The following is a 20,418-nucleotide window of genomic DNA, read 5'->3' on the forward strand; positions in this document are numbered from 1 at the left end:
CGAACGCCGGCGTCGCTGTCCGGGGCTGTGCCGGAAGGCGACCCCCGCGAGGGTTGCCGACTCCCGGTGCGCGGTCAGCCGGTCGACGAGGTCCGGCGGTCGGCTCGCAGCAGGTGCGGGCGCTGCCGCCGCGCCTGGCCGAGCACCCGGACCAGCGAGACGAGTGCGACCAGGCACCAGGCGCCCTCCAACAGCAGGAAGCCCCATTCGCGGCCGAGCAACGCGAGCACCGCGAGCACTCCGGACCCGAGCGTGTTGACGATCAGATAGGCCAGCGAACGGCCGTCCACGGCGCCGAGCTGGCTGGCGAAGAAACCGGCGAGCACCAGCACGGCGCCCACGATCTGCAGGATGTCGGTCATGGTGAGCTGCGCGGCGTCTTTGCTCCACCGGGTACGTCGCGCTGCTCGTCCGGGACCGGTGGCAGACCCACCGTTCGCCGCCCAGGCTAGCCGCGGTCGGTCGAGACGACGATCAACGGTGGCAAACCTCACCGGGCTGCGGCCGGTGCGGGTGAGTGTCTGCGGCCGTACCCAGGTTGGGTCGGTACGCTCGGTGCGTGTCCGCCGCCGAATCCCCCGCCGTGTCGCCATGCTCACCCTCGGGTGCGCCCGTAACGAGGTCGACTCCGAGGAGTTGGCCGCCCGCCTCGCCGCCGACGGCTGGCAGGTCACCGGCGACAGTGCCGATGCCGACGTGGTCCTCGTCAACACCTGCGGTTTCATCGAACAGGCCAAGCAGGACTCGATCGAGACCCTGCTGGACGCGGGGGAGAACGGCGCCAAGGTCGTCGCCGCCGGCTGCATGGCCGAGCGGTACGGGCGGCAGCTCGCGGACAGCCTGCCGGAGGCCGATGCGGTGCTCGGCTTCGACGACTATCCGGACATCTCGGACCGGCTGCGGACAGTTCTCGCCGGCGGGTCGCTGACCGCGCACGAGCCGACGGACCGCCGCACGCTGCTGCCGATCACCCCGGTCGAGCGGCACGCGCACCCGGCGCCGGTGCCCGGCCACGGTGGCGGCGACGACCACGCGCCGGCGCACCTGAAGGTGCTGCGGTTCCGGCTCGACGACGGCCCGGTCGCGTCGTTGAAGCTCGCCTCCGGCTGCGACCGGCGGTGCGCGTTCTGCGCCATCCCGTCGTTCCGTGGCGCCTACCTGTCGCGTACCCCGGACGAGATCGTCGCCGAGGCCGAGTGGCTGGCCGGGCAGGGCGTCCGCGAACTGGTGCTGGTCAGCGAGAACTCCTCGTCGTACGGCAAGGATCTGGGCGATCCGCGGGCCCTGGAGAAGCTGCTGCCGCAGCTCGCCGCGGTCCCCGGCATCGTCCGGGTGCGGGTCAGCTACCTGCAACCGGCGGAGATGCGCCCCGGCCTGGTCGAGGTGATCGCCGGGACCCCGGGCGTCGCCGCGTACTTCGACCTGTCGTTCCAGCACGCGAGCGAGCCACTGCTGCGCCGGATGCGCCGGTTCGGTTCCACCGAGCGGTTCTGGGACCTGCTCGCCTCGGCCCGCAAGATCGCGCCGGAGCTCGGCGCCCGGACCAACGTGATCGTGGGTTTCCCGGGCGAGACCGAGGCCGACGTGGCCGAGCTGGAGCGGTTCCTGACCGGCGCGGAGCTCGACGCGGTCGGCGTGTTCGGCTACAGCGACGAGGAGGGCACCGAGGCCGTCGGGATGCCCGACAAGGTGCCCGCCGACGAGGTGGCGGCGCGCGTCAACCGGCTCTCCGCGCTGGTCGACGAGCTGGTCGCGCAGCGCGCCGAGGACCGGCTGGACAGCGCGGTCGAGGTGCTGGTCGACCGGGTCGTCGACGGCGAGGTCGAGGGCCGTGCCGCGCACCAGGCGCCCGAGGTGGACGGTACGACGACGCTCGAGGCCGGCGGCGCGGTCGACCCCGCGTCGTTGCGTCCCGGCGACCTGGTCCGGGCGCGAGTCATCGGCACCGTGGGGGTGGACCTGACCGCGGTCGTGGAACAGGTACTCGACCCGGCGGCCGGCGGAGGGCAGAGTGGTGGCCGTGACTGAGGCCGCATCGAGCGCCCCCCACCGGGCCGTACCGCCAGCCCGGCGGGAGCCGCCGCCACCCACCGCGCCCCTGGTGAACCCGGCGAACGCGCTGACCGCGCTGCGGCTGGTGCTGGTGCCGGTGTTCGTCTGGATCTCGGTTGCCTCCGGCCTGGTCGCCGCCGACTGGCGAATCGTCGCCTGTGTGGTGTTCTGTGTCGCGTCGGTGACCGACTTCGCGGACGGGTGGCTGGCCCGGGCCCGCAACCTCGTCACCCCGTTCGGCAAGGTCGCCGACCCGATCGCGGACAAGGCGCTCACCGGTACCGCGCTGCTCGTGCTGTCGGTGTACGCGGGGCTGCCGTGGTGGATGACGGTGCTGATCCTGGTCCGCGAGGCGGGCGTGACGGTGCTGCGGTTCTGGGTGCTGCGGCACGGAGTGATCGCGGCCAGCCGCGGCGGCAAGATCAAGACGGTGCTGCAGATACTCGGCATCGCGTGGTACCTCGCCCCCTGGCCGGATCCGGTGTCCGCCGTCGGGTTCTGGATCATGCTGGCGGCGCTGCTGGTCACCGTGGGCACCGGCATCGACTACGTGTTCCGCGCGCTCGCCCTGCGCCGCACCGCCGCCGACCAGTCGTGACCGCGCCGGTCGAGGTGGTCGCGGAGCTGGCCCGGCGCGGTGAGACGCTCGCCACGGCCGAGTCGCTGACCGCCGGGCAGCTGGCCGGCACGGTCGCCGACGTGCCGGGGGCGAGCGCGGTGCTGCGCGGCGGCCTGATCGTGTACGCGGTCGATCTGAAGGCCTCGCTCGCCGGCGTCAGCGAGCGCCTGCTCGCCGAGCACGGCCCGGTGCACCCCGAGGTGGCCCGGCAGCTCGCCGCGGGCGCCCGCGAGCGCTGCGGCGCGACCTGGGGTTTGGCCACCACCGGGGTGGCCGGTCCGGAACCGCACGGCGGTCAGCCGGCGGGCACCGTCTACGTCGGGCTGGCCGGGCCCGGGGTGCTGCGCGCCGAGCGGCTCACGCTGCCGGGGGACCGCGCCGCGGTACGCGCCGGTACCGTCGCGGCCGCGCTGGAGCTGCTGCTGCGGTCGCTGCCGGCGGCCTGAGTCGCCCGGTCGTGTAGCTCGTTCGGGAAGATCATCCCGCGGTACTGTGTTGCATCACGTCGTGGGGCACGGTGTCGGTGTCGGCTCGGCGCGGTACCGTGGCGAACATCCCGGTCCGGGTGCGACGCTCTCGGGCCACGGTCGGGCCGAGTGGTGTCGGTCGCCGGAGGAGGTGTGCGATGGTCCTGCTGCGCAGGGTCCTGGGTGACACGCTGCGTGAACGGCGGCTGGACCAGCGCCGCACGCTTCGGGACGTGTCGACCGAGGCCAAGGTGAGCCTGGGTTACCTGTCCGAGCTGGAGCGCGGGCAGAAGGAGGCCTCCAGCGAGCTGCTGGCCTCGATCTGCGAGGCGCTCGGCGTGCACCTGTCCGACGTGCTGCGCGAGGTGAGCGACACGGTCGCGCTGGCCGAGGAGATGGCGGGGGTGCTCGCTCCGGTCGGGGCCGACGGGTCCGAGGCGCCCGAACCGGCCGCCGAGCCGGTCCCCGCTGGGGCGAACGCGCTGGCCGGTGGTGCGGTGTCGGCAGCCGCGGTGCAGCAGGGCGCAGTCACCAGCTCGGTGGCGATGCGGGGGCGGCCGACCCTGGCGCGCTCGGTCGGCCCGGCTGCGCGTCGGTCGACACGCGAAGTGGTCTGCGCGGCCTGAGCCGCGGTTCTCAGGGGCGTCCCTGAAGTGTCCCGGGCATTGCGGATAAAGCGGCGACGGGACTCTCACTTGCCGCCGAGTTCAGGCACACTTGATCTGGTGCGCGGATTGGCGTGGAGTCAGGGCGGCGTGCCGCAGGGCAAGCGAGGTCCGGGCGCTCGGTGCCGGTGGCATCGTGGTGTTTCGGTCGATTTTGTACCGATGGTGCCCCGATCGCCCGCCGGGGGCGGCGTGACGACGGTCGCACTCGCCTGACACGATGGGACGAACGCGTCGAGGCCGGCGCTAGCTAGAGCCGCAGAGAGGACCGCGAACAATGGCGAACCCGTTCGTCAAGGGCTGGCGATACCTGATGGCGCTGTTCGGTGCCAAGATCGACGAATACGCCGATCCGAAGGTGCAGATCCAGCAGGCGATCGAAGACGCGCAGCACCAGCATCAGGCGCTCACGCAGCAGGCTGCCGCGGTCATCGGTAACCAGCGACAGCTGGAGATGAAGCTCTCCCGGCAGATGTCGCAGGTGGAGCAGTTCCAGGGGCAGGCCAAGCAGGCGCTGGTGATGGCCGACAAGGCGCGGGCCGACGGCGACGAGACCAAGGCGCAGCAGTTCGAGCAGACCGCGCAGGTGCTCGCCACCCAGCTGGTCTCCGCCGAGCAGTCGATGGAAGACCTCAAGACGCTGCACGACCAGTCGATCGCGGCCGCCCAGCAGGCCCGCAAGGCGGTCGACGACAACGCGATGATGCTCAAGCAGAAGCTCGCCGAGCGCACCAAGCTGCTCAGCCAGCTCGAGCAGGCCAAGATGCAGGAGCAGGTGGCCAGCTCGTTGCAGAGCATGTCCGACCTGGCCGCGCCGGGCAACACGCCGTCGCTGGACGAGGTCCGGGACAAGATCGAGCGTCGCTACGCCAACGCGATGGGTCGCGCCGAGCTGGCGCAGAACTCGGTCGAGGGCCGGATGCTCGAGGTGCAGAAGTCGAGCCTGGACATGGCCGGCAACGCCCGGCTGGAGCAGATCCGGGCCAGCATGGCCGGTGAGCAGCTGACCAGTGCACCGGCGCAGAAGGCGGTCGAGTCCGGTTCGGCCGAGGCCGCCGACGCCGAGCAGAGCGCCGGGGTTGCCCGGTTGGAGCAGCTGCGCGCCAACATGAACAAGAACGGCAGCCAGGACGCCTCGGCGGGCTGATCGACCCGCCCGGGCGCCCGGGCGGGTGATTCCGTACGGGCGCCGGGTGGGTGATCGCTTCGCCGGGCCTGCCGCTCGGGGGAGGGCACCGGATGGCCGAGACGCGAGAGCAGCGGCTGCGCCGGTTGGGCAGACTGCGCCGCGCCTTCCGGCGCTGGGTGGTCCTCGGCGCCGGGCTGACCGGCGCCGCGGCGGTGCTCACTCCGTACGCGGGGGTGGGGCTGCCGGACGCGGCTTGGGCGGCCGGCGCGGGTGTCTCGGTGGCGCTCGCGGTCTTCCGGTGGCGCGACTACCGCGCCCTCGCCGCCGTGCCGTTGCCGCCGGAGCGGCCGCAGGTGGGTGCCGGCGAGGCGGTGCGGCAGGCGATGCGCTCCGCACTCGCGGCGAATCCGCTGGCCCGCGCCGCCGTGGACGAGGTGAGCCGACGGGCCGAGCGGCGCAAGTACGGCGACACTGCCGCGGCGGCGCCGATGGCCCGGCTGACCACCGCGATGCACACCCTCGACGACGTCCGGGCCGGTACGCGTACCCAGTTCATCGACGAGGCGCTGGCCGAGGCGGCCGACGGGGAACGGGCGCTGCGTGACCTGGCGCACCGGCTGCTCACGGTGGAGAAGGCGTCCCGGTTCGCCGGACCGGCCGAGGCACCGACCCTCGCCTCGGCCCGGCAGACGCTGTCCGGCCAGCTCGCCGACGGGGTGGCGACCTACGAGCGGCTGGCCGCCGCGACGGCCGCGGCGGCGGCCAGCGGTGTCGGCGTCGAGACCGGCGCCCAGCACCGGCTGACCGAGGCGGCGGATCGGATGGCCGCGTTCGCCGCCGGGCTGGCCGAGCTGCGCGAACCGGCCAGCTGACCCGGCGGTAGTGCCGGCGTCGTCGCAGCGGCCGGTCCGACGGCGCGTGGGCCACGATCGGGGCCCGGTGCGGCCGGGGACGGCTCGGCCGGCGTGGCCGGACTCACGCGCACTGCATCCCGCGTTGTCCGGGTCGTGACTTGGCGACGGGGCCGCCGCTCGGCGACAGTCGGTGCGGTGGCCGGGCACCGGCCGCCGCACCCCGGGCCCCGCGTCTGCCAGGTCGGTGCGTCGCAGCCGAGGCGCACCGCGCCGGGAGGTGCCAGTGCCGCAGGACCCCCACTCCGGATCCGCGTCGGCCGGTCCGTGCGGCGCGCCCTCCCCGGACCGCGCGAGACCCCGGTCACCTTCTGCTACCTGCTGGCGCTGCTTGCCGGCGCCGTCCTGCTTCGGGTGCTCAGCGCCGACGACGGGGCCCGGGTGCTCGCCGCCTCCAGTACCAACGTGGTGGAGCTCACCAGCCATCCCGTCCGGGCGCTCGTCGGCTCCGCGGTGTGGCTGCCGGACGGCGTCTGGCTGCCGTACGCGGTGGGGTTCGCGGTGACGCTGGCCCCGCTGGAGCGCCGCCTCGGTGGGCTGCGTGCACTGGCGCTGGTGGCTACCGGCCATGTCGGGGTCAGCTTGGCGACCGAGGCCGGAGTGGCCGTCGCGGTGCACGTCGGGGCGATGCCGCCGGCCGCGTTGAGCCGCCTGGATGTCGGTGCGAGCTACCTGCTGCTGACCGGGCTCGGCGCGGTACTCGGCCTGCTGCCGCGGGCGCTGCGCTGGCCGCTGCTGGGGCTCGCCGCCGCCGGGGCGGCCGGCGCTCTCGCGGTGACCGCGGACCTCACCTCGCTGGGTCACCTGCTCTGCCTGTTCGTGGGCGTCGCGTTCTGGCCGGCGCTGGCCCGCCGTGGCCTGGTCGGCACGGTGTGGCCGGGCCGGCTGGCCTGGCTGCCGGTGGCCGGACGCCGGGCCGCCCGCCGGGCGATGCCGGTGCGCCGCGCCGGTGCGGCGGTAGCGAGGACGGGCCGGCCCGGTCCGCGCCCGGCGGCTCCGGCCGGGAGGCGTCGTGTGGCGGGTCAGGCCGGGGACAGCCGAAGCACGTCGCCCGGCGCGAGCGCGAGTCGCTCCACCGCGGATCCGCCGTTGACCGCCAGCGTCACGTGGTCGGCCGAGTCGAGGTAGAGCAGCAGCACCCCGGGTGGTACCGATCCGAACGTGTCGCCGGTGCGCACCTGGAACGCGGCCGCACCGGCCGCGACGGCCACCGCCACCTTCTGGCCCAGCTCGGCCAGCACCTCCGGGCCGGCGGCGAGCTGCACGTTGCCGAACCGGTCGACGGTCAGCACCTCGACCTCGACGTACCCGTGGCCGGCGCGCAGCAGCGGGTCGGTGAGCGTGATCAGCTCTGCCGGGTCGATCGGGGTACCGGCCTGCTCGAACGGGCGGCCGGCGGCAAGGTGCGCGGCGACCGGCGCGAAGATGTCCCGGCCGTGGAAGGTGGAGCGCACCGCGGTCAGGTGCCAGTCGGATCGGTCCAGCACGACCGCCCGTTCGGCGCCGCCGAGTTCGGCCGCTGCCCAGGGCAGCAGGCCGTTGTCCGGGCCGACCAGGATGCTGCCGCCGGCGCGGATCGCGACCGCGTGCCGGGCGGTCCCGACGCCGGGATCGACCACGCCGACGTGCACCGCGGGCGGCAGGAACGGCAGCGTCTGGGCCAGTACGACGGCGCCGCGGCGCACATCGCCCGGCGGTACGTGATGGGTGACGTCCAGTATCGAGACGGCCGGAGCGATCGTCGCCACCACGCCCTTGCAGGCCGCGACGAACCCGTCGACAGTGCCGTAGTCGGTGGTGAGACTCAGCCACCGGTATCCGCCCGTGTCGGTCACGATGGCCAGCCTACCGACCCGGGGCGACCGCCGCGCTGACCTGGCCTTCCAGCCGGATCTCGTCGTGCAGCCCGATGCCGTGGTCACCGCGCAGCGGGATGCTCGGCTTGCGCCGGCGGGCCCGGTCGACCGCGCCGGGATCGACGCCGGTGATGCGCATCCCGCGCCGCTGGTAGAAGCGCAGCGCGTCCAGGTTGTCGTTGGTGGTCACCAGCCACACCCGGGACAGCCCGAGCTCACCGGCCCGCCGGTACGCGGCGGCCAGCAGTGCGGTGCCGATCCCGCCGCGGCGCGGCTCGGCCGCGAGGCTGACCACCTCCAGCGCGTCCGGGTGCGCGGTGTAGCTGAGCATCCCGACCACGGTGCCGTCGGCGCGCTCGGCGATCAGCGCCGGCAGCGCCGTCGTGTCGTAGCTGGTGTCGTGCACCACGACCAGGGAGTCGCCGGGTGTGCTCCAGGCCAGCCCGGCGGTCGCGATCCGGCCGGCGTCGGCCGGTGTGGCCGCACGTACCCGCCACTGGGCCATGACCCCACCCTCCCGCCTCGGCGATGCGCGCGCCCCGGACCGCTGGTCGAGGCCTCGACCGGTCGCCGGTGCGGCCCGGCGCCCGACCGTACCCCGGCCCGGACCGTTGCTCCCCGTGGTGGGCCGCCGTCGAGGTGGGACTGCCCGGCCGGCCGAGCGCGGTCCGTCGGGTCGCTGGTGTACGGGTCGCCGGGACACGGGCCGCTCCACCGGGGCGGGTGCGCACGGTAGCGTCGTGCTGGTCTGCGATGCCGTACGGACGGGTGGGTCATGCAGCTTCGGGTGTTCACCGAGCCCCAGCAGGGTGCCAGCTACGACGATCTGTTGCGGGTGGCGCAGCGGGCCGAGGAGTGCGGCTACGACGCGTTCTTCAGATCGGACCACTTCCTGAAGATGGGTGACGTGTCCGGTGAGCCGGGCCCCACCGACGCCTGGATCACGCTGGCCGGGCTGGCCCGGGAGACGAGCACGATCCGGCTCGGCACGCTGATGTCGGCCGCCACGTTCCGGCTGCCCGGGCCGCTCGCGATCGCGGTGGCGCAGGTGGACCAGATGTCCGGCGGGCGGATCGAGCTGGGCCTGGGCAGCGGCTGGTACGAGCAGGAGCACGCCGCGTACGGCATCGGGTTCGGGTCGCTGCGGGAGCGCTTCGACCGGTACGCCGAGCAGCTCGCGATCATCACCGGGCTGTGGGCCACCGGCGAGGGCGACACGTTCTCCTACGACGGGGAGTACTACCAGCTCACCGAGGCGCCGCCGCTGGTGCGTCCGGCCCAGTCGCCGCACCCGCCGATCCTGATCGGCGGCTCCGGCGCCAAGCGCACCCCGCGGCTCGCGGCGCGCTATGCCGACGAGTTCAACGTGCCCTTCGCCGGGGTGGACGACACCGCCCGGTTGTTCGCCGGGGTACGGGCGGCATGCGAGCAGGCCGGCCGCGACCCGGAGTCCGTCCGGTACTCGGCAGCCCAGGTGCTGTGCTGCGGCCGGACCGAGGCGCAGCTGCGCGATCGGGCCGCCGCGATCGGCCGGGAGCTGTCCGAGCTGCGCGCGAACGGTCTCGCCGGCACGCCGGCCGAACTGGTGGACAAGATCGGCACGTTCGCGCGGGCCGGTGCCGGTCGGATGTATCTGCAGACGCTCGACCTGTCCGACCTCGATCATCTGGATCTGGTCGCCAGCGAGGTCCTGCCGCAGGTCGCGTCGCTGTAACCGGCACCCGGCCGGTGACGGCGTCGAAACGGCGAGACTCGGCGCCGTTCGGGTCTGGCCAGCCAGGAGGCCGGCGAGACCCGGCCGGGTGAGACCCCGCGTCACCCGGCCGGTGGAACCCGGCGTCATCCGACCGGTGTCGCCTGGCCCGGTGCCGCCTGGCCCGGTGTCACCAGCAGAGGCAGAACGGGTGCCCGGCCGGGTCGAGGAAGACCCGGAACGTGGTGCCGGGCTGCGTCTCGGCCAGCGTCGCGCCGAGGCCGAGCACCTTGTCCTGCGCGGCCTGCACCTCGCCCGGCTCGATGTCGAGGTCGAGGTGGAACTGCTGGGGCCGGTCCTGGCCGGGCCAGCGCGGCGGCTGGTAGTCGTCGACCCGCTGGAACGCGAGCCGCACCCCGGCGCCGTCGTCGGCCAGATCGACCCACTGCTCGTCGGTCTCGGTGACCGGCCAGCCGGTGAGCTCGGCGTAGAAGGCGGCGAGCGACCGCGGATCCGGGCAGTCCAGGACGATCGTGGTGAGCCGGGCGATGCCGGTCATGGCAGGTGCCTCCTTGGGGCGTCGGGCCGTGGTGCGTCACGAGGACTCGGCTGGTACCAGCGGTAACCAGTGAACGCCGGTACCAGCGGTAACCAGTGAACGCAGTATGCCGGTTGTGGCTGCCGCGCCGCAACCGGCATAACCAATTCACCGGTTACGCGCGGGAGGCGTTCAGGCGCGCAGGCGCAGGCCGCGCGGGGTGAGCCGGAAACCGACCTCGGTCAGCGCGGCGGACAGCGGCGTGGCGGTGACCGGCTCACCGTCGGCGCGCTGCACCGCGAGCGCACCGAGTGCGCCGGAGCGCACCGCATCGGCCAGCGCCCGCGCCGCCACCAGCAGCGTCTCCGGTGCGTCCACGTAGGACAGGATGGTCCGGCCGCCGCGCTCCACGTACAGCGCGAGGTCCCCGTCGACGAGCACCACCACGGCACCCGCCTTGCGTCCCGGCCGATGGCCGGTGGTGGACTCGGTGACCGGCCGGGTCGGCCAACCCAGCGCAGCGCCGTACGGATTGGCGGGATCGGTCGCGGCCAGCACCAGCGGCGCCGTCGGCGGCCCCGGCCGGCGGGCCCAGCCGGCACCGTCCACATCGGACGAGCGATCGGCGAGCGCGCGCAACCGGTCCACCGCACCGGGGACCGCGAACTGCGCCGCGCCCAGCGACTCGACGAAGTAACCGCGGCGGGCGGCGCCGCGCTCCTCCAGCGCGGCGAGCACCGGGTACACCGCGGCGAAACCGCCCGGCAGCTGCTCGGCGGCGACCGCGCCGCGGGTCAGCACCCCGTGCCGCTCCAGCAGCGCCTCGGCCCGCGCCGCGCCGCGGCGAGTGGGATCGGCGTCGATCTCGGGCAGCCGGTACCACCGGCCGGCGGTGCTCGGCGGCCCACCCCGGGACGGCAGCCCACCCCGCCGCAGCGCCATGCCGGAGCGGCCGCCCCGCCGGTACCGGGAGCGGACCGGCGCGGGACGGGACTTGTGCGCGCCGCCACCGCTCAACAGCGCGCGCAGCGGCGCCGTCGTGTCGTTGGACAGGTAGCCGGCCCAGACCAGGTCCCACAGCGCCGCGGTCAGCTCCTCGTCGGCCGGCGGTGCGCCGAGCGCGGCGCCGACCCGGTCGGCCAGGTCACGGAAGAACAGCGCCTGCCCGCCGTCGAGCGCGTCCAGCAGCGCGGCGTGCAGTTCACCGACCGCGAGGTCCGGCACCGGCGGGGGCAGCAGCAGCTCGGCGGTGTCGGCGAACGCGAGCACCAGGTAGCCGTCCGACGACGGCAGCGACCCGGCGCCGGCCCACACCACCTCGCCGGAGGAGCACAGCTGGTCGAGATAGGCCGGTGTGTAGTCGGCCACCCGGGCCGGCAGCACCAGCCGCTCCAGCGCGCTCGCCGGGATCGCCACCCCGCCCAGCTGCTCGATCGCGGCGGCGACCGCCTCGACGCCGCGCCCACCGCTGCCGACCTGCTGCCACTGGGGCAGGAACGCGGCGAGCGCCCGCGGCGGGGACGGCTCGATCTCCCGGCGCAGCGCGGCGAGCGACCGGCGCCGCAGGATCCGCAGCACCTCCGCGTCGCACCACTCGACGCCGGAGCCGCCCGGAGTGAACTCGCCGGACACCACCCGGCCGGTCGCCGCCAGCCGGCGCAACGCCTGCTCCACCACCGCGACACCCAGCCCGAACCGGGCCGCGCAGCTCGCCGCGTGGAACGGCCCGTGGCTTCGCGCGTACCGGGAGACCAGGTCGCCGAGCGGATCGGCGACCGGCTCGGTGAACGCCTCCGGCACGCCGACCGGCAACGCGACCCCGAGCGCGTCCCGGACCCGGCCGGCGTCCTCGATCGCGACGACCCGGTCGACCCCGGCGATGCGCACCACGATCGCCCGGCGGGTGGCGATCAGCTCATCGAAGTGCGCCGGCTCGATGCCGCGTTCCGCGCCCTCCGCGGTGGACAGATCGCCGATCAGGCGAAGGATCTCCGCCGCGTCCTCGACATCGCGGGCGCGCCGGTCCGGGGTGCGCCACTGCAGCCGGCGCTCGGTCTCCGCGACCACCTCCGGATCGAGCAGCTCGCGCAGCTCGGCCGCGCCCAGCAACTCCGCCAGCAGCACCGGATCCAGCTCCAGGGCCGCCGCCCGCCGCTCCGCCAGCGGGGCGTCGCCCTCGTACAGGAAGGCGCCGACGTAGCCGAACAGCAGCGACCGGGCGAACGGCGAGGGCCGTTGCGTCTCGACCTCGACCAGCCGCACCGAGCGGGCCGCGATCGCCGTCGCCAGCTCGCCCAGCGCCGGCAGGTCGAACACGTCGCGCAGGCACTCCCGGGCCGCCTCCAGCGTGATCGGGAAGTCGTCGTACTCCCGGGCCACGTCGAGCAGTTGCGCGGCCCGCTGCCGCTGCTGCCACAGCGGCCGGCGGCGGCGCGGATCGCGGCGCGGCAGCAGCAGCGCCCGCGCCGCGCACTCCCGGAACCGGGACGCGAACAGCGCCGAGGTACCGACCACGTCGCGGACGATCTGGGTCAGCTCGTCGGCGTCGAACGCCACGAGATCGGCGCCGGGCGGCTCGTCCGCGGTGTCCGGCAGCCGCACCACGATGCCGTCGTCGGCCGGCTGCGCCTGCGCCTCCAGCCCGTACCGCTCGCGCAGCCGGGCGGCGATCGCGAGCGCCCACGGCGCGTTCACCCGCTCGCCGAACACCGAGTGCACGACCAGCCGCCAGTCGCCCAGCTCGTCGCGGAACCGCTCCACCAGGATCGTCCGGTCGTCCGGCACGTGCCCGGCGGTCTCCTGTTGCTCGCCGACGTAGCGCACCAGGTTGCCGGCCGCCCAGTCGTCCATCCCGGCGGCGCGCAGCGCCTCGGTCGCGGCGGCCGGGTCGGCGCCGGCCACCTCGCGTTGCAGTGCGCCGATCGCGCGGCCCAGCTCGGCGGGGCGGCCGACCGTGTCGCCCTTCCAGAACGGCATCCGGGCCGGCGCACCCGGCGCCGGGGAGACCAGCACCCGGTCCGGCGTGATGTCCTCGATCCGCCAGCTGGTCGAGCCGAGCAGGAAGACATCGCCGACCCGCGACTCGTACACCATCTCCTCGTCCAGCTCACCGACCCGGGCCGCCTTCTCGGCGCCGGCCAGGTAGACGCCGAACAGGCCACGGTCGGGGATGGTGCCACCGGAGATCACCGCCAGCCGTTGCGCGCCGGGCCGGCCGGAGAGCCGTTCGGTACTGCGGTCCCACACCAGCCGGGGCCGCAGCTCGGCGAACGCGGTCGACGGGTACCGCCCGGACAGCATGTCCAGCACCGCGTGCAGGGCCGAGTCGGGCAGCTCGGCGAACGGGGCCGCGCGGCGGACCAGCCCGGCGAGGTCCGGCACCGACCAGTCGTCCAGCGCCACCATCGCCACGATCTGCTGCGCCAGCACGTCCAGCGGGTTGCGCGGGTAGTGCAGCTCCTCGATCTCGCCGCCGCGCATCCGGGTCGCGACCACCGCGCACGGTGCGAGATCGCCACGGTGCTTCGGGAAGACCACGCCGCGGCTCGGCGCGCCGACCTGGTGGCCGGCCCGGCCGACCCGCTGCAAGCCGGACGCGACGCTCGGCGGCGCCTCCACCTGCACCACCAGGTCGACCGCGCCCATGTCGATGCCCAGCTCCAGGCTGGAGGTGGCCACCACGGCCGGCAGCGACCCGGACTTGAGCTGCTCCTCGATCAGCTTGCGTTCCTCGCGGGAGACCGACCCGTGGTGGGCCCGCGCGATGACCGCGGCGGCGCCGGCCGCCACCCCGGACTCGCCGACCGCCTCGGCCGGGAACCCTGCCGTACCGACCGGGGCCGGCGCCAGCTCGTCCGGCGGCTCGGCGCCGGTGAGCCGTTCGGCGTGCAGCTCGTTGAGCCGGGCGCAGAGCCGCTCGGCGAGCCGGCGGGAGTTCGCGAACACGATGGTGGAGCGGTGCGCGAGGATCAGGTCCAGCACCCGGCTCTCCACCGCCGGCCAGATCGACGGGCGGCGCGGTGGTGGCGACCCCGGATCGTACGGATCGGGGTCGTCGGCCGGCACCTCGTCGAGCGCCGTCATGTCGGCCACCGGTACCTGCACGGACAGCTCGACGGTCTTGCCGGACGCCGGCGCGACCACCTCGACCGGCCGGCTGCCGGCCAGGAACCGGGCGGTCTCGTCGATCGGCCGGACCGTGGCGGACAGCCCGATGCGCTGGGCGGGGGCGGGCAGCAGCGCGTCCAGCCGCTCCAGCGACAGCGCCAGGTGCGCGCCCCGCTTGGTGGCGCACACCGCGTGCACCTCGTCGACGATCACCGTGTCGACGCCGCGCAGTGCCTCCCGCGCCGCCGAGGTGAGCAGCAGGAACAGCGACTCGGGCGTGGTGATCAGGATGTCCGGCGGGGTACGCGCGAAGCTGCGCCGCTCGGCGGCCGGAGTGTCGCCGGTGCGCATCCCGACGGTGATGTCGGGCCGGGCCAGGCCGAGCCGTTGCGCGGCCTGGCCGATGCCGGCGAGCGGGGCGCGCAGGTTGCGTTCGATGTCGACCGCGAGCGCTTTCAGTGGGCTGACGTAGAGCACCCGGCAGCGCCGGGTCGGCTCCGGCGCGGGCGCGGCGGCCAGCCGGTCCAGCGACCAGAGGAAGGCGGCGAGCGTCTTGCCGGACCCGGTCGGCGCGACCACCAGCGTGTTGGATCCGGACCGGATCGACGACCACGCGCCGGCCTGCGCGGCGGTCGGCGCCGCGAACGCGGCGTCGAACCACTGCCGGGTGGCCGTGCCGAAGCCGGCCAGCGCCTCCTCGTCTGCCATCCCTTCATCCTGCCGCGCGGGTGTGACGCTCCCGGCCGCCCCGCCGGTCCGGCACCGACGCCACAGCTGGACCCGGACCGCTCGCGAGGCTCGGCCCAGGTTGGGGCGAATGCGCCGCGCGCGGCGTTCTGGCCGGTTCAGCCGGCGTGCAGCCGGGCGCGCAGGCGGTCCCGGATCGCCGGCCACTCGTCCGCGGTCATCGCGTAGTAGACGGTGTCCCGCAGGCTTCCGTCGACCCGCTGCATGTGCGCCCGGAAGACCCCTTCGCGGGTGGCGCCGAGCCGCTCGATGGCCCGCTGCGACCGTTCGTTGCCGATGTCGGTGCGCCAGGAGACCCGACGCGCGCCGAGTGTCTCGAAGGCCCGGGTCAGCAGCAGCAGCTTGGCCTCGGTGTTGTGCCCGGTACGCCAGTGCGCCGAGCCGAGCCAGGTGTAGCCGATCTCCAGCCGCCGATGCGCCGGTACCACCTCGTAGTAGCTGGTCACGCCGACCGCCCGGCCGGTACCGCGGTCGATCTGCGCCCACGGCACCCGGTCACCGGCGGCCGCGGCGGTCAGCGCGGCGGTGATCTCGTGCGCCATCTCGCCCCGGGTGGCCGGCTGCGGTCCGGACAGCCAGCGCCACACCCGCGGATCCCGGCCGGCCTCGAACAGGTCGTCGACGTGGTCGAGCGACAGCGGCTCCAGCCGTACCCGCTCGCCGGTGAGCGGCTCGGCGGTCAGCCACGCCGACCGGGGCGGCTCGGCGCCGCGCTGCCAGCCGACCAGGTACGGCGGCAGGGCGACGCCGTTGTCCGACCGCGGTGGCCCGGCGACGGTGCGCAGCGGCAGCACCCCCGCCCAGTACGGCAGGTCGAGGTCCGCCTCGTCGTCGCCCACGGTGGCTGGCCGGATCTTGGCCGCGACCTCGGTCAACGGCAGCGCCAGGATGCTGACCTGGGCCAGCTCCCTGCGGTTGGGTGGCCGGGAGTCCGTGGAACGGCCGGCGGCGAGCTTGTCGACCAGCGCGGCGGCCACGGCGAGCTTGGTCGGCTCGTCGGTCACCGGGCGGGCCAGCCCGTGCGCGATCACCGATCTCGACGGTGCCGAGTGATGTGCCTGCGCGCGGGCGAACACCAGCCCGTCCAGGATCGTCGCGGCGACCGTCACCGGTAGCCCGCCGTCGCGGGCCGCGAGCGAGCTGCTCGCCCCGGTCGAGGCGTGCAGGTAGACGGTCTCCCCGATGCGCACGTGCACGGTCGGTATCACCCGCGGCAACCCGTCGACCACGTAGCCGAGGTGGCAGTACAGCGCCTCGTCGAGGATCTCGTGGATGGTCCGGTGGTCGCGATGCATCCGCTCCGGATGCCGGCGGGGGTGGTGGCCGGGTTGGCGGGGTAGGTCATGACGCGCCCCTCGATGCGGTTCCGATTTTGTTCTAGTACAATCTATTGATTGTGACAGCACAGTATCACGGGCGTACCTCGGCAGACATCGCCGCGAGCATCGAGAGCTCCGTCACCGCCGGCGAGCTGGCCCCCGGCGACGCGCTGCCCACCGTGCGCGCACTGGCCGCCGAGCTGCGGGTCAGCCCGGCCACCGTCGCCGCCGCGTACCGGGAGCTGCGACAGCGCGCCGTGATCGAGACCGCCGGCCGGGCCGGCACCCGGGTCCGGGCCCGCCCCGCGGTCGGCGCGCCCCGCCCCGGCCGGATGGCGTACCGGCTCGATCTGCCGGCCGGTGCCCGCGACCTGTCCGGCGGCGGGCCGGACCGGCGGCTGCTGCCCGCCCTCGCCGCCCCGCTGGCCCGCCTCGCCGAGCAGCCCGCCTGGCGCACCGGCCACGGGTACGACACCGCCGGGCCGCTGCCCGACCTGCTCGACCACGCCGCCGCCCGGCTGACCGCCGACGGGGTGCCCGCGGACGCGCTGGCCGTCACCGGCGGCGCGCTCGACGGCATCGAACGCACCCTGACCGCCCAACTCGCCCCCGGCGACCGGGTCGCCGTGGAGGACCCCGGCTGGGCCAACCTGCTCGACCTGCTCGCCGCGTTGCGGCTGGATCCGGTCCCGATGCCGGTCGACGACGACGGGCCCACCGAGGCGGGCCTGCGCGGCGCGCTCGCCCTGGGGGCGCGTGCGGTGCTGGTCACCAACCGGGCACAGAACCCCACCGGCGCCACCCTCACCGCGGCCCGCGCCGGCCGGCTGCGGGCGCTGCTCGCCGAACGGCCCGAGGTGCTCGTCATCGAGGACGACCACGCGGCCGAACTGTCCGAGACGGCGCTCGCCACGCTGACCGGGAGCACCGACAGCTGGGCCTTCCTGCGCTCGGTCTCCAAGCCGTACGGGCCGGACCTGCGCCTGGCGGTGCTGGCCGGTGACGCCCGTACGGTCGGGCGGGTGCGTGGCCGGCAGCGGGTCGGCGCCGGTTGGGTGTCCACCGTGCTGCAACAGCTGGTGCTCGAACTGTGGCGCGACCCGCAGGCCGGCGCGCAGGTCGCCGCGGCCCGCACCGAGTACCGGCGCCGCCGCGACGGTCTGGTCGCCGCGCTGGCCGACCGCGGCGTCACCGCACACGGCCGCAGCGGCATCAACGTGTGGGTACCGGTGGCCGACGAGACGGTCCCGCTGACCCGGCTGCGGGACGCCGGCTGGGTGGTCGCACCCGGAGCCGCGTTCCGGCTGGCCAGCGCGCCCGGTCTGCGGATCACGATCAGCGGCGTCGAGGTCGCGGAGCTGGCCCGGCTCGCCGACTCGGTCGCGGCCGCGGTGGCCGTCCGTACCGCCGGCTACGGCGCCTGACGCGGGTGCCGCCGCCGGGGACGCACCCGGGTGGGCGGTGCCATTGGGTGCGCGGGCGGGCGCGCCACGTCTCGCCCTGGAGGCAGTCGTCGAGGTCGCCCCCACCGAGCGCGCGGGAGACGGCTGCCGGGGTGGTGACGGAGTGGCGGGCGTCTCCCGGCGGACGCCGACGGCGAACGCGGAGTGGGAGCCCGAGGGCCGGCGGGATACGGTCGAGAGCACACCCGGCACGACCCGTTTGCGGAGGACACGGTGCGGCGAACCGACTTCTGGCGCCGAATGGAACACGTTTTCGGCTCGGCCTACGCCCGCAGCGTGGCCGCCGACCAGGTGCTCCCACAACTCGGCGGGCGCACCGTCGAGCAGGCGTTCGCCGGCGGCGAGGAAACGGTCGTGGTGTGGCGCGCGATCTGCCAGGCGTACACCGATCGGGTGCCCGGCACGCTGCGCTGACCAGGCCCGCGCGTGTCGCCCGGCGTTCGAACAGGCGTTCGGGTAGTGTCCACAGGGGTAGTCGTTGTCCACAGACGCGGTGCGCCGGGTCGTTTCTGTCAGACCGGGCGCCTAGCGTGTCAGCCGTGACCAAGCGATCGAACGCTAAGGCGGCAGTAGGGGTGGCAGGCATGGCAGCTGGGGGAGCAAGCTCCGATCGGACGAAAGCGCTGGACATGGCGCTCGCCCAGATCGACAAGCAGTTCGGCAAGGGCTCGGTGATGCGGCTCGGCGACCGGACCGCGCAGCCGGTCTCCGCGATACCCACCGGGTCCATCGCGCTGGATGTCGCGCTCGGCATCGGCGGCCTGCCCCGGGGCCGCATCATCGAGGTCTACGGCCCGGAGTCGTCGGGGAAGACGACGGTGGCGCTGCACGTGGTGGCCAACGCGCAGGCGGCCGGCGGCATCGCGGCGTTCATCGACGCCGAGCACGCGCTCGACCCGGAGTACGCGAAGGCGCTCGGTGTCGACACCGACGCCCTGCTGGTGTCTCAGCCGGACACCGGGGAGCAGGCGCTGGAGATCATGGACATGCTGATCCGCTCCGGCGCGATCGACATCGTCGTGATCGACTCGGTGGCAGCGCTGGTGCCGCGCGCCGAGATCGAGGGCGAGATGGGCGACAGCCACGTCGGCCTGCAGGCCCGGCTGATGAGCCAGGCGCTGCGCAAGGTGACCGGTGCGCTCAACAGCTCCGGCACCACCGCGATCTTCATCAACCAGCTCCGGGAGAAGATCGGCGTGATGTTCGGCTCGCCGGAGACCACCACCGGCGGCAAGGCGCTGAAGTTCTACGCGTCGGTCCGGCTGGACGTGCGCCGCATCGAGAGCCTGAAGGACGCCGGTGACGTGGTCGGCAACCGCACCCGGGTCAAGGTCGTCAAGAACAAGGTCGCCGCGCCGTTCAAGCAGGCCGAGTTCGACATCATGTACGGCAAGGGCATCAGCCGCGAGGGCTCGCTGATCGACGTGGGCGTCGAGCAGGGCATCATCCGCAAGTCCGGCGCCTGGTACACCTACGAGGGCGACCAGCTCGGCCAGGGCAAGGAGAACGCCCGACAGTTCATGCGGGACAACCCGGACGTGGCCAACGAGGTCGAGAAGCGCATCAAGGAGAAGCTGAACATCGGAGCGGTGCCGGGCGCCGACGCGGCCGAGACCGTCGTCGACGACGCGGCGGACTTCTGAGCCGATGACCGAACGGCAGCCCGGGCGGGGCCGCCGACGGCGGACGGCAGGGGAGCGTGGCGCTGCGGCCACCACCCCGCCGGCCGATCCGCGACAGCAGGCGCGAGACATCTGCCTCCGGTTGCTGTCGGTGCGTCCCCGCACTCGAGCCGAGCTCGCCACCGCCCTGCGCCGACGCGGCATCCCGGACGAGGACGCCACCGCGGTGCTGGAGCGGTACGGCGAGGTCGGCATGATCGACGACGAGGCGTTCGCGAAGGCGTGGGTGACCTCTCGCCATGCCGGTCGCGGGTTGGCACGCGGTGCGCTGGCCCGGGAGCTTCGCCAGCGCGGCGTCGACTCGTCGGCGATCGGCTCGGCGCTGACCGAGCTGGACGGTGACACCGAGGCGACGATGGCGCGGGCGCTGGTCGACCGCCGGCTGCGGTCCATGGCCGGGGTGCCCGCCGAGGTCGCGTTCCGGCGGCTGGTCGGCATGCTCGCACGCAAGGGTTACTCGTCCGGTCTGGCCGTGCGCACCGTGCGCGACGCCCTGGCCGCCCGCCCCGGCGACGACGGCTTCGTCGACGACGTGGACATGGACGCCTTGGCCGACAGTGTCGGCGGGGACGCCTTGGCCGACAGTGTCGGCGGAGACGCGTCGGCCGGCAGCGTCGGTGCCGACGGTCCGGACGGAGGCACCCGCGGCCGGTGATCGCCCGGGCCGGGCCGCCCGGTCGGGCGCCCGGCGTGACCAAGGTGTTACTGGGTGATGACCCCGCCGAGCGGCGGTCTCGATCGGGTGACATCGGCGTGTCGTGGGCGGCCGATGTGCCGGTGGCCGTCGCGCCGTCGTGGTGATCGATTCTCGGTGGGACCTGCGGTTCGGTTCGGGCCGACAGCGGCGCCCCGGCCGCCTCGCCCGCCGCCCCGTCGAGCGCGTGGGTGGGGATCCTTGACCGGGGTGGCGGCGCGACTTAGCCTCAGCCGTACCAAAGGAGCAGTCCGAACCATGCGGGCAATGGGCCCGCACATAGCGTGCACGACACAACGCCATATCGTCGCGAGAGTGACAGCGCCAAGCCGTGCGGGCGGCGACGGCGCCATACCGTCGCGAGAGCGAGGAGCAACGCAGGTGACCGGCGCTGCCGGTCACGACTGGGGTCCAGCAGGCACAGCGATGTGCCGCTGGCGTTCGTGCATGCTCGCCGCCGGGCTCTCCTTTCCGAG

The 20,418-nt window shown here is 74.5% G+C and carries 18 protein-coding genes; 12 read left to right on the forward strand and 6 right to left on the reverse strand.

What is annotated here, in order from left to right; translation table 11 throughout:
* Positions 1-74: 74 nt before the first annotated feature.
* Positions 75-362 carry a CBU_0592 family membrane protein gene (locus Athai_RS11840; protein WP_203961552.1) on the reverse strand — a complete coding sequence of 96 codons (288 nt, stop codon included), beginning with the start codon at positions 360-362 and terminating at the stop codon, positions 75-77.
* Positions 363-591: 229 nt separating this feature from the next.
* On the opposite strand from Athai_RS11840, the gene rimO reads away from it, so the two are divergent.
* The 7 genes from rimO (at position 592) to Athai_RS11875 (ending at position 6,971) form a co-directional block, all read left to right on the forward strand.
* Positions 592-2,028, forward strand: a complete 1,437-nt coding sequence (gene rimO / locus Athai_RS11845; protein WP_203961553.1) for a 30S ribosomal protein S12 methylthiotransferase RimO — start codon at positions 592-594, stop codon at positions 2,026-2,028.
* Between the two features lie 70 nt (positions 2,029-2,098).
* Positions 2,099-2,650: a CDP-diacylglycerol--glycerol-3-phosphate 3-phosphatidyltransferase gene (pgsA, locus tag Athai_RS11850; protein WP_203965559.1), complete on the forward strand. Its 552-nt coding sequence runs from the start codon at positions 2,099-2,101 to the stop codon at positions 2,648-2,650.
* Positions 2,647-3,117: a CinA family protein gene (locus Athai_RS11855; protein WP_203961554.1), complete on the forward strand. Its 471-nt coding sequence runs from the start codon at positions 2,647-2,649 to the stop codon at positions 3,115-3,117. The genes pgsA and Athai_RS11855 overlap by 4 nt, the downstream gene beginning before the upstream one ends.
* 179 nt (positions 3,118-3,296) lie before the next feature.
* Complete coding sequence (locus Athai_RS11860; protein ID WP_203961555.1) at positions 3,297-3,764, forward strand: helix-turn-helix domain-containing protein; 468 nt, start codon at positions 3,297-3,299, stop codon at positions 3,762-3,764.
* Positions 3,765-4,080: 316 nt separating this feature from the next.
* A complete protein-coding gene (locus tag Athai_RS11865; RefSeq protein WP_203961556.1) occupies positions 4,081-4,950 on the forward strand; it encodes a PspA/IM30 family protein in 870 nt (289 codons plus the stop codon).
* A 92-nt stretch (positions 4,951-5,042) separates the two neighbouring features.
* Complete coding sequence (pspM, locus tag Athai_RS11870) at positions 5,043-5,804, forward strand: phage shock envelope stress response protein PspM (protein ID WP_203961557.1); 762 nt, start codon at positions 5,043-5,045, stop codon at positions 5,802-5,804.
* Positions 5,805-6,110: 306 nt separating this feature from the next.
* Positions 6,111-6,971 (forward strand): rhomboid-like protein, encoded by an 861-nt coding sequence (locus Athai_RS11875; protein WP_203961558.1) that lies wholly within the window; start codon positions 6,111-6,113, stop codon positions 6,969-6,971.
* On the opposite strand, the gene Athai_RS11880 is transcribed toward Athai_RS11875, so the two are convergent.
* Together Athai_RS11880 and Athai_RS11885 are read right to left on the reverse strand one after the other, a co-directional pair.
* Positions 6,866-7,678, reverse strand: a complete 813-nt coding sequence (locus tag Athai_RS11880) for an SAM hydrolase/SAM-dependent halogenase family protein (RefSeq protein WP_203961559.1) — start codon at positions 7,676-7,678, stop codon at positions 6,866-6,868. The genes Athai_RS11875 and Athai_RS11880 overlap by 106 nt on opposite strands.
* A 10-nt stretch (positions 7,679-7,688) precedes the next feature.
* Entirely contained in the window at positions 7,689-8,204 is a 516-nt protein-coding gene (locus Athai_RS11885) for a GNAT family N-acetyltransferase (RefSeq protein WP_203961560.1), read from the reverse strand.
* 270 nt (positions 8,205-8,474) lie between these two features.
* Between Athai_RS11885 and Athai_RS11890 the strand changes: the two genes are divergently transcribed.
* The gene (locus tag Athai_RS11890) at positions 8,475-9,413 is read left to right on the forward strand and encodes an LLM class F420-dependent oxidoreductase (RefSeq protein ID WP_203961561.1); all 939 of its coding nucleotides are present in this window, start codon (positions 8,475-8,477) and stop codon (positions 9,411-9,413) included.
* A gap of 169 nt (positions 9,414-9,582) precedes the next feature.
* Here the strand turns inward: Athai_RS11890 and Athai_RS11895 are convergent, their stop codons facing one another.
* The 3 genes from Athai_RS11895 to Athai_RS11905 form a co-directional block, all read right to left on the reverse strand.
* Entirely contained in the window at positions 9,583-9,951 is a 369-nt protein-coding gene (locus tag Athai_RS11895) for a VOC family protein (protein ID WP_203961562.1), read from the reverse strand.
* Positions 9,952-10,122: 171 nt separating this feature from the next.
* On the reverse strand, positions 10,123-14,745 hold the full coding sequence (locus Athai_RS11900; RefSeq protein WP_203961563.1) for an ATP-dependent helicase: 4,623 nt from the start codon (positions 14,743-14,745) through the stop codon (positions 10,123-10,125).
* Between the two features lie 137 nt (positions 14,746-14,882).
* The gene (locus Athai_RS11905; protein WP_203961564.1) at positions 14,883-16,079 is read right to left on the reverse strand and encodes a bifunctional pyridoxamine 5'-phosphate oxidase family protein/GNAT family N-acetyltransferase; all 1,197 of its coding nucleotides are present in this window, start codon (positions 16,077-16,079) and stop codon (positions 14,883-14,885) included.
* Positions 16,080-16,180: 101 nt separating this feature from the next.
* Between Athai_RS11905 and Athai_RS11910 the strand changes: the two genes are divergently transcribed.
* The 4 genes from Athai_RS11910 to Athai_RS11925 all read left to right on the forward strand — a co-directional run bounded on the left by Athai_RS11910 (position 16,181) and on the right by Athai_RS11925 (position 19,903).
* A complete protein-coding gene (locus Athai_RS11910; protein ID WP_203961565.1) occupies positions 16,181-17,527 on the forward strand; it encodes an aminotransferase class I/II-fold pyridoxal phosphate-dependent enzyme in 1,347 nt (448 codons plus the stop codon).
* Between the two features lie 252 nt (positions 17,528-17,779).
* Positions 17,780-17,980 carry a DUF3046 domain-containing protein gene (locus Athai_RS11915; RefSeq protein ID WP_203961566.1) on the forward strand — a complete coding sequence of 67 codons (201 nt, stop codon included), beginning with the start codon at positions 17,780-17,782 and terminating at the stop codon, positions 17,978-17,980.
* A gap of 170 nt (positions 17,981-18,150) precedes the next feature.
* Positions 18,151-19,209, forward strand: coding sequence for a recombinase RecA (recA, locus tag Athai_RS11920; RefSeq protein WP_203961567.1), 1,059 nt, complete (start codon positions 18,151-18,153; stop codon positions 19,207-19,209).
* A gap of 4 nt (positions 19,210-19,213) precedes the next feature.
* Positions 19,214-19,903 carry a regulatory protein RecX gene (locus tag Athai_RS11925; RefSeq protein WP_203961568.1) on the forward strand — a complete coding sequence of 230 codons (690 nt, stop codon included), beginning with the start codon at positions 19,214-19,216 and terminating at the stop codon, positions 19,901-19,903.
* Positions 19,904-20,418: the final 515 nt, after the last annotated feature.

Source organism: Actinocatenispora thailandica, assembly GCF_016865425.1.
GTDB lineage: Bacteria > Actinomycetota > Actinomycetes > Mycobacteriales > Micromonosporaceae > Actinocatenispora > Actinocatenispora thailandica.